The following is a 13,974-nucleotide window of genomic DNA, read 5'->3' as shown; positions in this document are numbered from 1 at the left end:
TCCTTTTACCGGCAAACAAGGGGGTTAATTTTTGTACAGCGTAGTAGGTGTCCGTTTTAAAAAAGCGGGTAAAATATATTATTTTGATCCACTTGATTTTCCGATTGAACGAGATCAATGTGTTATTGTTGAGACAGCACGTGGGGTGGAATACGGTAAGGTTGTCGTAGGCAAAAAAGAGGTGGAGGAGTCCGATGTTGTACTACCCCTCAAAAAAGTGATGCGTATTGCCGGAGAAACCGACGCACGCGTAGTTGAGGAGAACAAAAGCGCCGCTAAGGAGGCTTTTACCACCTGTTTAAATAAAATACGCGACCACGGTCTCAAAATGAAGCTCGTAGATGTAGAGTTTACTTTTGACCGTAATAAGATTATATTTTACTTTACGGCCGAAGGACGCGTTGATTTTAGAGAATTGGTTAAGGATCTGGCAAGTATTTTTCGGACCCGCATTGAGCTTCGGCAAATTGGGGTACGTGATGAAGCAAAGATGCTAGGTGGACTTGGACCTTGTGGACGAGTGCTTTGCTGCTCCTCTTGGTTAGGGGATTTTGAACCCGTATCCATAAAAATGGCCAAGGATCAGAACCTTTCACTTAATCCGACCAAGATTTCCGGACTTTGTGGACGTCTGATGTGTTGTTTGAAATTTGAGCATGACAATTATGAGAGTGTAAAGGAAGAAATGCCAGCGGTCGGCAAGATTGTCGTGACCTCATTGGGGGATGGCAAAGTAGTAGGAATCAATGCCGGAAACCGTACGGTTCATGTACAGTTGTTTGAAGTGGGCAAAGTTAAGGAACTTCCAATGGATGATGTTGTCGTCAAGTAAACCATATAAGGTTACTTTCGGGGTGGAAACTTGGAGAAGAAAAATATATTTGCACACATGCAGGATATGGAAGCGCAGATGGAAACGATGCGCGCCAATCTTGGAGAATGGAAACAGACGGTAAAAGAACTGATGGAAGCTAACCAGAGGTTAACTCTGGAGAATGAACAGCTTCGCAAAATTTTAAAGCGGGATGCACCTTTGGATCCTACCGTAGATTCTGCGGAGGCGGAAGCTCTTTTAGCTACCGGAGAGGGAACAGAAGAGGTTGTCGGGGAAGGTTATGACAACTTGGCTCGACTTTACCACGAAGGCTTTCACATCTGTAATGTTTATTTTGGACATTTACGCACGGAAGGTGACTGTCTGTTCTGTCTTTCTTTTCTTAATAAATGAGGATATCCAGCCGTAGGAGATTAATCCTACGGTTTTTTTTGAATTTTGGCCAATAGGCATATGCATTTGAAGCAAGTTTTTTTCAACAAAACCTTTAGGAGATTATTACATGACGAATTCTTTTAATGATATATCTGTCCCCTTGTTACCGACGGAGCGGGTGGATGATTTACTAACGCATGACCTGCGCATTATTCAAAGTGATGAAGTATTTAGCTTTTCTATGGATGCTGTATTGCTTGCTCGTTTCGCCAGTGTTCCGCCACGTGGAAGAGTCCTCGATCTTTGTACGGGAAATGGTGTAATACCGATTTTAATGACTACCCGGACAAAAGCTTCTATAGAAGGTATTGAAATACAACCTCGTTTAGCTGATATGGCTCGTCGTAGTGTGGCTCTCAATGGCCTTCAGGATCAGGTTGTAATTCATGAAGGTGATTTACGCGAGTTATATACTACCGCAGGACATGGTGTGTATGATGCAATAACGGTGAACCCTCCTTATATGCCGCTTAATGGCAGTGATCTGAAGCTGAACAACCATCAGGCTATGGCTCGTCATGAGATAGGCTGTACTCTGGAGGAGGTTATTCAGGCTTGTGTGCGATTGGTTCGGACGGGCGGAAAGGTAAGTATGGTTCATAAACCACAACGGTTGGTTGATATTATCAGTCTTATGAGACAATATAGACTCGAGCCAAAGATTATTCGGTTTGTACATCCACGTGCCCATCTAGAGGCTAATATGGTATTAATCGAAGCTGCACGTGATGGAAAGCCTGAGGTTCGTTTACAACCACCGCTCATCGTATATAATGAGGACAATCAATACTGTCCAGAGATTATGGACATCTACTATGGTGCTAAAGAGGGTAAATCATGACGATATCATGCCAAAGCAGTTTTCAAAACAAGACCAATACCAGTACTCAGGAGACAACAGGGTCGCTTTTTCTGGTGGCTACACCTATCGGTAATCTGGAGGATATGACCTATCGTGCAGTCCGCACTTTACAGGAATGTGATATTATTGCCGCGGAAGATACGAGACAGACCCGGAAATTACTCAGCCACTTTGAGATTTCACCTTCGATGTTGTTTAGTTATCATGAGCATAATAAGGCCGCCAGTGGACCTGAGCTTGTACGCTATATAATAGAAGGAAAAAATTTGGCACTCGTCAGCGATGCCGGTTTACCAGCGATTTCTGACCCTGGAGCGGATCTTGTAGCCCTTGCTATAAGTCATGGAATTCCGGTGATTCCTATCCCTGGAGCTAACGCAGCGTTGTCAGCTTTGATCGCTTCTGGTCTATCTACAAATACGTTCACTTTTATCGGCTTTCTTCCCCGAGAGCGTAAGGACATCCGAGCAGTATTAAGTCCACTTCGTTCGGCTCAAGGAACTTTGTTGTTCTACGAATCTCCCCATCGCGTAGTTAAGACACTTGCTCATCTTCAAGAAGCATTCGGCAATCGCCAGATTGTGTTGGCACGTGAATTAACGAAAAGATATGAGGAGTTTCTACGCGGTTCGATTGAGGAATGTACACTTTGGCTTGCTGAACATCCTCCGCTAGGCGAATATGTTATTGTCGTAGAAGGGGAGAGCAAGGAAGATGCTGAAATCGCAGAATCGGCGTGGTGGCGTCAGTTAAGCATTGAAGAACATGTAGCTCATTACGAAGCACAGGATGTGCCACGTAAAGAGGCTATGAAAAAAGCGGCATCAGACCGGGGTGTAGCCAAACGGGATATTTATAATGCGTTGCTTGATAGAGCAGAAGAGTAAGTGTTGTAGACGAACTCTTAGAATAACTAAGGGTTCTTGGAAACGGCCCGAGCTTGAATGATTTATCTGTGGGTTAAATGTACTTTGTACAGTTATTTTTGAATTTTTTTATGTATTTGTTCGTTTAGTTGTACTTCATACAGTTATAAAGGTGGAAATGATTGATTTCACGGAGATATAGGGAATATAAGTGTACAAAATACAATTAATTCGTTTAATGGTAAAAATCATTTAAAATAACTGTAAGAAATACAACTAAGTATTACTGGTTCCGTCTTGAAGTACATTGCCCTTAGGGAGGGCAAACCCAGACATAAAAAATACCTCCCGCGGTCACGGGAGGTCAAGGAGATATGAAAAGGTTAGAATTAACAATTTGATTAGTTCTATTATATACTATTTAATTTAGTTTGTCACAGGGGTAGGGATGGAAGAAATGCATTCATGACAAACTATTTTTCCTTTAAAGTAAGTTACGTTCTCAGCGTTGCCACAGAAAATGCAGGCAGGCTCATACTTTTTAAGCATAATCCGTTCGCCATCAACGTAAATTTCCAGTGCGTCCTTTTCGCCAATGCCAAGTGTACGGCGTAATTCAATAGGAATAACAACCCGTCCAAGTTCGTCTACTTTTCTTACAATTCCTGTTGATTTCATCATAACAATCGTTACTCCTCTCAATGTTCCAAAAACGTCATTATTCGACATTGTTCACTGTTTTATGATACTTATAATACCAACGATTCCCAAATCAGTCAACCTTTTTTCATAGGCTGAATAAGAAAATTTCCATAAGAACTTTGAATGTCCCTATAAAAATTAAGAATTACCCTGAAAGCATTTTGTCGATTTACCAAGACCAAAAATGATACTTTTCGACAAAGTACGACATAATTACTTATTATATACTGATATTAGTTAAAATCATATTAAATTATTAGAAGGAGTTGATCTCATGAAGCAGCCGCTCACGGAAGAAAAGGTTTTCAAGGATCCCGTTCATAATTATATTCATGTACAGGATACGATTATTTGGCGACTAATTAATACAAAAGAATTTCAGCGTTTACGCCGGATTCGCCAGTTAGGTACCTCATATCTCACTTTTCATGGTGCAGAGCATAGTCGATTTTCTCATTCTTTAGGAGTATATGAAATTACACGAAGAATCATTTCGCAATTTGAGCGCAGCGGGTATAAGGATTGGATTCCGGAAGAAAGTTTGCTTACTTTGTGTGCGGCTTTGCTGCATGATTTAGGGCATGGCCCATTTTCCCATTCTATAGAAGAAGCTTTTGAAATGAACCATGAGGATTGGACCTGCCGGATTATTTTGGAGGACACGGAGATTACCGAAATATTGCGTGATGTGGAGGAAGATTTTCCTCGTAAAGTAGCTTCAGTTATCTCTAAGACTTATGAGCATGAAATTGTTGTCAATTTGGTTTCCAGTCCGCTGGATGCTGATCGTATGGATTATTTGCTGCGTGATGCGTACTATACAGGTGTAAACTATGGAACCATCGACATTGATCGGATTTTGAGAATGCTTCGTCCTTATAATGGGCGGATTGTAGTAAAAGAATCAGGTATGCATGCCATTGAAGATTATTTAATGTCACGTTATCAAATGTACTGGCAGGTATATTTTCATCCGGTGACGCGCAGCTCTGAAATTATTTTGCGTCAAATCTTCCGTAGAGCTAAAGAATTGTTCCAAGAGGGGTACAAATTTCGCTTTATGATCGCTCCGCTGGAAGATCTCTTTCGAGGAGAAGTAACAGTGAAGCAATATTTAATGCTTGATGAGGCACTGGTACAGACTGCTTTTATGCAATGGACACTTGAAGAAGATGAGTTATTAAGCGACTTGTGTACCCGTTTTATTCATCGTAAACTGTATAAATATGTAGAGATCGAGAATTTGGATACAGATATGATTACGGAAATCCGCAGCAGTTTTGCGGGAGTGGGACTTAACCCAGAATATGACCTAGAGATTGATTATCCGACAGATTTGCCTTATGATGTGTTCCGTCCAGGAGCAGCCTTCGACAATAATCAAATTTTACTGCTTGATCGGAATGAGCAATTGCGGGAAATTTCAGAGGTATCGGATATTGTGCGCTCAATAAGCGGAATTCATCGTGGCAGATATCATCTATATTTCCCACAGGATAAGCTGAAAAAAGCCCTTACACGCTTGCCCTCTTCTGTAGCAGAGATTTTTGCAAAATAATACAAATATTTATGGAACTATTGATAAAAACAACAAGGAGTGAGCTTTAAAATGTATCTGTTCGACACACATACACATCTAGATGCGCCTCAATTCGACGAGGATCGCGAGGAAGTTATTGCTCGTGCAGTAGAGGCCGGAGTTAGCAAGATGATCAATATTGGATTTAATCGGGAAACGATCCCTTCAACGATGAAGCTGGCTGAATCTTATGATTATATTTATGCAGCGGTGGGCTGGCATCCACAGGATGCGATTGATATGAAAGAGGGGGACCTCGATTGGATCGCCTCTCTTTGCAGCCATGAAAAAGTGGTGGCCATCGGAGAGATTGGATTGGATTATTATTGGGATACCTCTCCCAAGGATGTGCAGCAGGAGGTCTTCCGCAAACAAATCGGACTAGCCCGTGAACTAAAAATGCCAATCTGTATACATGACCGTGATGCTCATGAAGATGTTGTACGGATTTTACGGGAGGAAAAAGCAAATGAAATTGGTGGCGTGATGCATTCGTTCTCAGGCAGCTGGGAAACAGCAAAAATGTGTCTAGACCTTGGATTTCATTTGTCATTTGGAGGACCGATAACGTTCAAAAATGCCAGAGTGCCTAAAGAGGTGCTTGCACAGACGCCATTGGACCGATTATTGATCGAAACAGACGCTCCATATTTGACTCCACACCCCTTCCGTGGCAAGCGAAATGAGAGTGCTCATGTGAAGTTAGTAGCAGAGGCTGCGGCTGAAATTAAAGGGTTAACATGGGAAGAATTGGCTAAAATTACGTATGCGAACGCACTGGAACGATTTGGGATTGTCTGAAAACAGGAGTAAAACGGGTGAAAAATAGAGAATAGCCGATATATTAAACTTTTTTAATATAAAAACGGCTGATTATTACAATATTTTAACCATATATTTGCTTAAACGTGGTTGAATCGTCCTTTACAACATGCATCAAAACAGGATATCATCTTTTCAGTGATGTGAGCTGTTGTTATTGTGACAGCCATTGATTCATGGATCGTCTCGCTGAGTCTCCGTATGGAGAACGGGGGAACCAATATTGAACTGCCGCATGCCTGTATCTTGAATACGACTAGGAATTGCCGCAGAACAATATTTGATTTCTTCACGTGGTCTTTGGGGTGAATTTAAGGGCAACCGCCGTGAGCGGGTGACCTGAAATAGGGCGTCTCTCTTTCGTCCGAACCCGACAGCTAACCCCGTAAGCGCAAGTAAGAGAGGCAACCTCGTGCACAAACATTCCCGCGTATTCTGACATCGGAGAAGCCACGAAAGAGTCCTCAAGAGAACTCTTTTTAGGCTTCTTTATTTTTGAATAAACTGAATGTTGCCCGCATACTGTTATATAACAGGTGTGGGAGTAGCTGTGCCGAGCAGGCGATCCATGAGCAGGAGACGCTAAGTTAATACGTGCGTATCCTGTGACAATCTCAAATAGTTTCGTCAAAGAAATTCAGTCCTCATGATATACAAATTGACGACGAGGCTATGTAAGGAGGATGGAGAGAATGGGCTTATTCCAACCAGAGGTATCCCATGATTCGCAGTCATCCAGCAGGTCTTTCGCATTACGGTGGGAGCAAGTAAATACTCGCGTACTTTTACTTGCAGGTGTGATTTCAATCGCAATCGCGCTGTTAATTCTGCTGTACGTACACGGTCAAAGTAACAAACAATTTGTTTTAGTAATAGACGGGCAAACACAGACACTTGAAACGCGAGAAGCACTTCTTGGTGATGTGTTGGAGAAAGAGCAAATTTCGCTGCAGCCGCATGATGAATTATCTTTAGGTCTGAGTGATGAAATAAAAGACGGTGACCGTGTCGTTATCAATCGTGCGCAGAAATTTAGCCTTACTGCGGACGGAGCAACAAAAACGTTATATACGACCGAAGACACTATCGGTCAGGCGATTGACAAACTGGGTATCAACCTAGAAGGCTATGATAAGATTTTTCCTTCGTTAGACACCACCATCTCTGCTGACATGGAGATTAAGATCGTTCGTATCAACAAGCAAACGGTACAGCGAACAACTAACTTACCTTTCCGTGTTATTAAGACAGCAGATCCCTCCCTTACTGTGGGAACAGTTAGAGTGGCACAGGCAGGCAAACCAGGCGTCATGGTTCAGCATATTGAAAAGATCTATCAAGACGGAGAACTGGCCTCTATGCGCATGATCGGCAAGGAAGTACAAACGGTAACAAAAGATAAGATCATTGCCGTTGGTACTAAAGCACTTCCTAAGCCTACTGTAGTTGCTAAAGCTACAACAACTTCCAAATCAAGCACTACCTCCAAAACGACTAAAGTTAGCGCTAAGACTAAGAACGTCACAAGCAAGGCTGGCGTAGACTTTGAGTACAAGAAGATGATTAAGAACGTCTCCATGACAGCTTATTCGTCAGAAGAGCCAGGAATAGGTACTAAAACTGCCTCCGGAACACGCGTAACGGAAGGTCGTACAATTGCAGTAGATCCGAATGTAATTCCTATTGGCTGGTGGGTTTATATCGATGGGCTTGGATTCCGCCGTGCAGAGGATACTGGCGGTGCCATTAAAGGCAATAAAGTGGATGTCTATTATGATTCCCTGAGCCATGCTCGTAATTTCGGCCGTAAATCACGTACCGTATATGTGATTGGACCTGTGAAACCAGAGCTTAACTAGAACTGAAGCTTTTGCAAAAAATCCTTTGATAAGCTATAGTGATGATAACCGTAAGGAACGCTGGATGATCATTTCGTTGATCGCAGAGCAACCGCTCATCACTTATACATTCTTTAACCAAAAGAAGAGGAGCGAATCCTCTTCTTTTTGCTTTTTTTGGAAGGAGTCAAGAAATATGATTAAGGAATTAATCGTCGTTGAAGGCAAAAGCGATACCGTAGCCATTAAGCGTGCTGTGGAAGCAGATACGATTGAGACAGGCGGCTCTGCTGTAAACCGGACTGTAATTGCGAAGATTGCGCTAGCTATGGAACGCAGAGGGGTTATTATTCTTACGGACCCGGACCATGCCGGGGAGCGAATTCGTAAAATCGTTTCAGCGAAGGTGCCGGGCTGCAAGCATGCTTTTATTCCGGAGAAGGACGCAACTCGAAAAGGGGATATCGGTGTAGAGAATGCATCGCCAGAGGCGATTCGTCATGCGCTGCGTAATGTACATACCTCTTTTGAAGGAGCACCTGCTTTGATTGGTATTGATGACCTTATGGCCGCTGGAATGCTTGTACACCCTCGGGCTGCTGAAAGACGTATGGCGCTTGGTAATTTGCTTGGAATCGGATATTGTAACGGCAAACAGCTGTACAAGCGGCTGGCGATGTTTGGGATTACGCGGGAGGAATTTGCCGGGGCTCTCGCCCAAATTGATCAGGGAGGCATTACTTCATGAGTGGTAGAGAGGAAATTTCGACTCCAAAACGGACCAAAGAGATTATTCAACGTTATGGATTCAAGTTTAAGAAAAGCCTGGGACAGAATTTTTTGATTGATCAAAATATTTTGGACAAGATTGTAGACGCTGCTGGACTAGATAGCGATTCTGGGGCGCTGGAGATCGGGCCGGGAATTGGAGCGCTGACGGAGCGTCTGGCACTAACAGCCGGTGCTGTAACTGCCGTAGAGATAGACCGTAGACTGATTCCAATATTAAAAGACGTACTTTCCCCTTATCCCCATGTTAAGGTTCGTAACGATGATGTCCTCAATGTGAACTTGCAGGAAATGTTCAAGGAAGATTTCACCACTGTGAGCAAGGTCAGTGTGGTTGCTAACCTGCCTTATTATGTGACTACTCCGATTCTGATGAAGCTGCTTGAAGAGAAGCTTCCCCTTGATAACATCGTTGTAATGATTCAGAAGGAGGTTGCGGAGCGTATGGCTGCATCTCCAGGTGGAAAGGAATACGGAAGTCTTAGCATTGCCGTGCAGTACTACAGCGAGCCTGAGCTCGTCTGTATCGTGCCGCGTACGGTATTCATCCCTCAACCTAATGTGGAGTCTGCTGTTATCCGTCTGAAGGTTAGAGAGCATCCTCCGGTAAAGGTGGAGAGTGAGAAGCATTTCTTTGAAGTGGTTCACGCTTCTTTCACACAGCGCCGCAAGACGATTGCTAACAATCTGAAGGCTCGTTACTTCCCTGAACAAGGACGTGAGCAGCTGGAGGCTTTACTCGCAGAAGCGGGTATTGAACCGACCCGTCGCGGAGAAACACTCAGTCTTGAAGAATACGCCCGCTTAAGCGGTGTTTTGCTAGCCGCTGGAATTGAATAAGCAATAAGAAACGGTTGTTGTCTTAAAGGACGACAACCGTTTCTCGTAGAAATATAAGGATGTTATTCTGGTGGAGCATTATACATTCTTATATTTTAAAAATATGGCGAGTTATGAACCAACTGAGGCCTTTGCCCATACGATGGGGTAGAGGTGGTGGTTGTAATGAATTTAGGAGACTTGGTCGTTCGCAAATCTTATGGCGGTGATTTAACATTTCGTGTAGATAATATCGTGCAGGATAGAGCCGTCATTAAAGGCACAGATTTCCGCCTGTTGGCGGATTCTCCTCTGGATGACCTGGTTCAAGTGCCTCCTACCCGAATAACGGAACGGGGACAGCAAGCACAGATCAAAGCGAAGGAATCACTGACACAGCTGCGGAAGGACCGTCAGGAGCAAAGTCAGCGGAGCGGGGGAACCCTAACAGAGGGGACATGGGCTCCACCCTCCAAGGAAGCTCCTTATTTTGAAGTGCCGGGTAAAGTACTGCATCTGGATGGCGATCCGGCATATTTGAATAAGAGCCTTAGCTTATACGAGCAACTGCGGATTCCCGCTGAAGGGCATCATGTTCATGAATCTGCAATGGCTGATACGTTATACCGGCTGTTGCCCCGTGTACGCCCAGACATTGTAGTGATCACTGGTCATGATGGGGTACTGAAGCAACAGCATACTTACGATCTATATAGTCTGAATAGCTACAAAAATTCGCAAAACTTTATAGCTGCTATTAGGGTAGCTAGGGAGTATGAGCGGAATTTTGATGCGTTGACTATTGTTGCCGGTGCTTGCCAATCTCATTTCGAGGCATTACTTGGAGCTGGGGCTAATTTTGCCAGTTCACCTGGTCGAATTTTGATCCATGCTCTGGATCCCGTTTATGTAGCAGCAAAATCATCCTTTACTTCCATCAGGGATACTGTAAATCTTAGTGATGTTCTGAATAATACCATCAGCGGTAATCAGGGTATTGGTGGTGTTGAGACCCGTGGCAGCTTCCGTATCGGAATGCCGCGGCTGCAGAATCTGTCGGCGCTAAAAGTGACACCATCAGCCATTTAAGCGGCAGAGATAGGTCTATGGTTTCAGGAATATAGGTAATTTGAATGGGCTGAATAGAATATCCGAAAGAAAGGGTGAGCGCTGAGCTTAACCCTTTCTTTTTTTCTTTGTGATGCCTATATTACAGATAACAAGGATATTAGTCCGGCGCTGATTTCTCGCAAAAAAATTCCGTTGACAACGAAATATGCATCAACTATAATTAATTATTTATTTGCTTTGACATTGTCCTGAAAAAGTTGTATAATGGACAAGAAAAGAGGTGGTCGTCAGGTAATGGCTAATAACGCGCTGTTGGAAATCAAACGCAGTCTTGAAGCTCACGTCGGTCATAAGATCACATTGCGTGCAAACGGAGGTCGTCGTAAAACCGTTGAACGCACAGGTGTCCTGGAAGAAACGTACCCTTCTGTATTTATTGTCAAACTGGATCAGGAGCAGCAAACTTTTAAGCGAGTCTCCTATAGCTATGCCGATATACTTACTGAATCTGTGGAAATCACAGTTTGTGAAGACGATGGGCAGATGCGGATTATGTATATTAAAGCTTAATGTTTCACGAACAGTCTCCTTTGGAGGCTGTTTTTTGTTTGCGTTTTTTGGGACAAATATTTGGTGCATGATCCGTGTTCTAAGCAAGCATACTAATTGGGCAACGGGTTAATCATTTATTTTCATAAGGGAGGAATTCCGTAATGAGCCGCAGAAAACGAGGCATGATGTCGGAGGAACTGAAGACAGAGTTAGCCAAGGAGCTGGGTTTTTATGAAACCGTAGAACGTGAGGGCTGGGGTGGAATTACAACTCAAGACGCTGGCAACATGGTGAAAAAAGCGATACAGCTTGCTGAACAGGCCGCGCGGAAATCTTAAATTTTAGGCTATAAAGTGAATATTACTGAAAAAGGGTGCGTCTAAAAGGCGACACCCTTTTATTATTGGACTTCATTAGAAGTTTCTCATATAATATGTTAAGTTGTTTTTACGGGAAAAGCTGAAGGTGGGTGAACGCCTTGAAAATGTATGAAAAGGCACCAGCTAAAATTAATTTGATGCTGGATGTGCTGCACAAACGTGCTGACGGTTTTCATGAGGTGGAAATGATTATGACCATGGTAGATCTAGCAGACCGCTTAGAGCTGTCTGAGCTGCCAAGGGATACTATTATAATATCAAGTCAGGCTGGTTATATTCCCCTGGACGAGAAAAATTTAGCTTTCCAGGCGGCAAGGCTTATTAAAGACCGTTATAACGTGAAGAGTGGTGTACATATCCATCTGGATAAAAGAATTCCGGTTGCGGCTGGCCTAGCTGGCGGCAGCAGTGATGCCGCAGCTACGCTACGCGGTCTAAACCGTCTGTGGCGTCTCGGTATTCCTGCGCAGGAGCTACAGGAGCTTGGCGCTGAGCTGGGTTCAGATGTGCCTTTCTGCGTCACAGGCGGCACAGCCTTAGCTACAGGACGAGGTGAAAAGCTGACGCCAATCAACAACCCGCCACAATGTTGGGTTGTGTTGGCGAAACCACCGATCAATGTATCGACTGCAGAAGTGTATGGACGCGTTCGGAGCAATAATATAGCTGTGCATCCTTCTGCTCGAAAGATGCAGCAAGCGATTGAAGCAGGAGACTTTGGGGGCGTATGCAACCATCTAGGCAACGTGCTTGAAGATGTTACCCTAAGGCTGCATCCAGAGGTTCAGCAGCTCAAGGAAGCGATGATAAAGCTCGGAGCAGATGGGGTGTTGATGTCAGGCAGCGGACCTACCGTATTCGGTTTAGTGTCCAAGCAGTCTAAAGTAGCAAGGATTTACAACGGACTGCGAGGGTTCTGCAAGGAAGTCTACGCAGTGAGATCACTGAATTAGTCTGCTTCTCTTGTATAAACCCGTACAAAAGTGATATATTTTTCTAAAATATTCGGTTTTGGCGAGGAGCATTCCGTGAAGAAATTAAAAAGAAGCCAACGTTTGGTAGACATGACTCAGTTTTTACTTGAGCGGCCGCATGAACTACTGCCGCTGTCTATATTTGCCGATCGCTATGGAGCGGCTAAGTCCTCCATCAGTGAAGATTTGGCAATCATAAAAGAAGTATTTGAAGGTGAAGGCATCGGAGAGCTGCAGACTTTAGCTGGTGCAGCGGGTGGAGTTCGTTATATCCCAGTTATGCCTAAAGATATGGCGCTAACCTTTGTGCAGCGCTTATGTGTGCAGCTAGAGCAGACTGACCGGATATTGCCTGGCGGTTATTTGTATATGTCGGATCTACTTGGGTTGCCGTCTTTGATGGAACAGGCGGGTAAGATCATCGCAACGGCCTTTTACGGATCGGAAATCGATGTGGTGATGACCGTTGAAACGAAAGGCATTCCACTAGCCTATGCAACAGCAGCACAGCTAGGCTTGCCGGTAGTGCTTGTGCGACGTGACCATCAGGTTACAGAGGGATCAGCAGTAAGTATTAACTACGTATCAGGATCTCATAAAAGCATACACACAATGTCTCTCTCCAGACGGGCACTCAAGGAGAAATCGCGAGTACTTATCGTAGATGACTTCATGAAGGCGGGAGGGACTGTACGTGGTATGGTCGATCTGCTCGGTGAATTTAATGCCGAGGTTGCTGGGGTAGGCGTTTTAGTGGAATCAGGCGCTGTAGAGACGGAAGAGCGTCTGTTGCACGATTACGTGTCTTTGGTAAAACTAAGTGAAGTAGACTCCAAAGAGCGGAGAATTTCGGCGCATCCGGGCAACTACTTTTCCTCTTGATTAGCCATTCTCTTACATTTTCAAAAAGCGTGGAAATTGTCGAAAACGTAAGGAATATTAAGTAAACTACTCGATGTATGTCGAAAACAACATATCCCAAAAAATATATTTCTTTTTTAGGTATTTTATGGAATGAAAAAGAAGGAATTCGCTTTGCTGTGTGGAATTATACACCAAGTCTCTGATGGAAAAAGGTGGTGAACACACACATGCAAATTACGGATGTCAGACTCCGCCGCGTTAACTCTGAGGGGAGAATGAAAGCAATCGCATCCATTACCATCGATAACGAGTTTGTTGTTCATGACATTCGCGTCATCGATGGCAATAATGGGATGTTTGTTGCAATGCCCAGCAAGCGTACACCGGACGGCGAATTCCGCGATATCGCGCACCCGATCTCTTCGGGAACACGCGAGAAGATTCAATCCGCGGTTCTGGCCGAGTACGATCGCGCCGCTACGGAAGAAGAAGAAGTTATTGAAGAGGGAGCTTAGGCTTCCTCGGAAGACTGCTACCTTTTGGGTGGCGTAGGATCCGCCGTTTTTGATAAGATCACACCGACATA

16 protein-coding genes and 1 riboswitch are annotated in these 13,974 nt (G+C 44.0%); of the genes, 15 read left to right on the top strand and 1 reads right to left on the bottom strand.

What is annotated here, in order from left to right; genetic code table 11:
- Positions 1–31: 31 nt before the first annotated feature.
- The 4 genes from MHH49_RS09790 to rsmI all read left to right on the top strand — a co-directional run bounded on the left by MHH49_RS09790 (position 32) and on the right by rsmI (position 3,019).
- A complete protein-coding gene (locus MHH49_RS09790) occupies positions 32–832 on the top strand; it encodes a PSP1 domain-containing protein (protein ID WP_036678838.1) in 801 nt (266 codons plus the stop codon).
- 30 nt (positions 833–862) lie between these two features.
- Positions 863–1,228, top strand: coding sequence for a DNA replication initiation control protein YabA (gene yabA, locus MHH49_RS09785; protein WP_036678835.1), 366 nt, complete (start codon positions 863–865; stop codon positions 1,226–1,228).
- A 109-nt stretch (positions 1,229–1,337) separates the two neighbouring features.
- Entirely contained in the window at positions 1,338–2,111 is a 774-nt protein-coding gene (locus tag MHH49_RS09780) for a tRNA1(Val) (adenine(37)-N6)-methyltransferase (RefSeq protein ID WP_036678833.1), read from the top strand.
- Entirely contained in the window at positions 2,108–3,019 is a 912-nt protein-coding gene (gene rsmI, locus MHH49_RS09775) for a 16S rRNA (cytidine(1402)-2'-O)-methyltransferase (protein ID WP_038568004.1), read from the top strand. Before MHH49_RS09780 ends, rsmI begins: the two co-directional genes overlap by 4 nt.
- Before the next feature lie 405 nt (positions 3,020–3,424).
- Here rsmI and MHH49_RS09770 read toward each other — a convergent pair whose 3' ends face one another.
- Positions 3,425–3,679 (bottom strand): AbrB/MazE/SpoVT family DNA-binding domain-containing protein, encoded by a 255-nt coding sequence (locus MHH49_RS09770; protein WP_036678829.1) that lies wholly within the window; start codon positions 3,677–3,679, stop codon positions 3,425–3,427.
- Positions 3,680–3,974: 295 nt separating this feature from the next.
- Here MHH49_RS09770 and MHH49_RS09765 point away from each other — a divergent pair, with 295 nt between their 5' ends.
- The 11 genes from MHH49_RS09765 to spoVG all read left to right on the top strand — a co-directional run bounded on the left by MHH49_RS09765 (position 3,975) and on the right by spoVG (position 13,903).
- On the top strand, positions 3,975–5,258 hold the full coding sequence (locus MHH49_RS09765; RefSeq protein WP_038568006.1) for an HD domain-containing protein: 1,284 nt from the start codon (positions 3,975–3,977) through the stop codon (positions 5,256–5,258).
- A gap of 51 nt (positions 5,259–5,309) precedes the next feature.
- A complete protein-coding gene (locus MHH49_RS09760; protein ID WP_036678823.1) occupies positions 5,310–6,080 on the top strand; it encodes a TatD family hydrolase in 771 nt (256 codons plus the stop codon).
- 198 nt (positions 6,081–6,278) lie between these two features.
- A riboswitch (cyclic di-AMP (ydaO/yuaA leader) is annotated at positions 6,279–6,508 on the top strand.
- 285 nt (positions 6,509–6,793) lie between these two features.
- Positions 6,794–7,960, top strand: a complete 1,167-nt coding sequence (locus tag MHH49_RS09755; RefSeq protein ID WP_036678820.1) for a 3D domain-containing protein — start codon at positions 6,794–6,796, stop codon at positions 7,958–7,960.
- Between the two features lie 175 nt (positions 7,961–8,135).
- On the top strand, positions 8,136–8,687 hold the full coding sequence (gene rnmV, locus MHH49_RS09750; protein ID WP_036678817.1) for a ribonuclease M5: 552 nt from the start codon (positions 8,136–8,138) through the stop codon (positions 8,685–8,687).
- On the top strand, positions 8,684–9,568 hold the full coding sequence (rsmA, locus tag MHH49_RS09745; protein ID WP_076317138.1) for a 16S rRNA (adenine(1518)-N(6)/adenine(1519)-N(6))-dimethyltransferase RsmA: 885 nt from the start codon (positions 8,684–8,686) through the stop codon (positions 9,566–9,568). Before rnmV ends, rsmA begins: the two co-directional genes overlap by 4 nt.
- Positions 9,569–9,733: 165 nt before the next feature.
- Positions 9,734–10,636, top strand: coding sequence for a sporulation peptidase YabG (gene yabG / locus MHH49_RS09740; RefSeq protein ID WP_036678813.1), 903 nt, complete (start codon positions 9,734–9,736; stop codon positions 10,634–10,636).
- 276 nt (positions 10,637–10,912) lie between these two features.
- A complete protein-coding gene (veg, locus tag MHH49_RS09735; protein WP_019914493.1) occupies positions 10,913–11,188 on the top strand; it encodes a biofilm formation stimulator Veg in 276 nt (91 codons plus the stop codon).
- A 143-nt stretch (positions 11,189–11,331) separates the two neighbouring features.
- Positions 11,332–11,508, top strand: a complete 177-nt coding sequence (locus MHH49_RS09730; protein ID WP_036678812.1) for a small, acid-soluble spore protein, alpha/beta type — start codon at positions 11,332–11,334, stop codon at positions 11,506–11,508.
- Between the two features lie 140 nt (positions 11,509–11,648).
- The gene (gene ispE, locus MHH49_RS09725) at positions 11,649–12,503 is read left to right on the top strand and encodes a 4-(cytidine 5'-diphospho)-2-C-methyl-D-erythritol kinase (RefSeq protein WP_036678809.1); all 855 of its coding nucleotides are present in this window, start codon (positions 11,649–11,651) and stop codon (positions 12,501–12,503) included.
- A 75-nt stretch (positions 12,504–12,578) separates the two neighbouring features.
- Positions 12,579–13,406 carry a pur operon repressor gene (gene purR, locus MHH49_RS09720; protein ID WP_036678807.1) on the top strand — a complete coding sequence of 276 codons (828 nt, stop codon included), beginning with the start codon at positions 12,579–12,581 and terminating at the stop codon, positions 13,404–13,406.
- 209 nt (positions 13,407–13,615) lie between these two features.
- Positions 13,616–13,903, top strand: coding sequence for a septation regulator SpoVG (gene spoVG / locus MHH49_RS09715; protein WP_020425826.1), 288 nt, complete (start codon positions 13,616–13,618; stop codon positions 13,901–13,903).
- The last annotated feature ends 71 nt before the right edge of the window (positions 13,904–13,974 follow it).

Origin of the sequence: Paenibacillus sp. FSL F4-0122, from assembly GCF_038002845.1 — a bacterium.
Lineage (GTDB): Bacteria > Bacillota > Bacilli > Paenibacillales > Paenibacillaceae > Paenibacillus_AQ > Paenibacillus_AQ odorifer.
The sequence above is the reverse complement of the archived record's forward strand: the minus strand, read 5'-3'. Positions and strand labels throughout refer to the sequence as shown.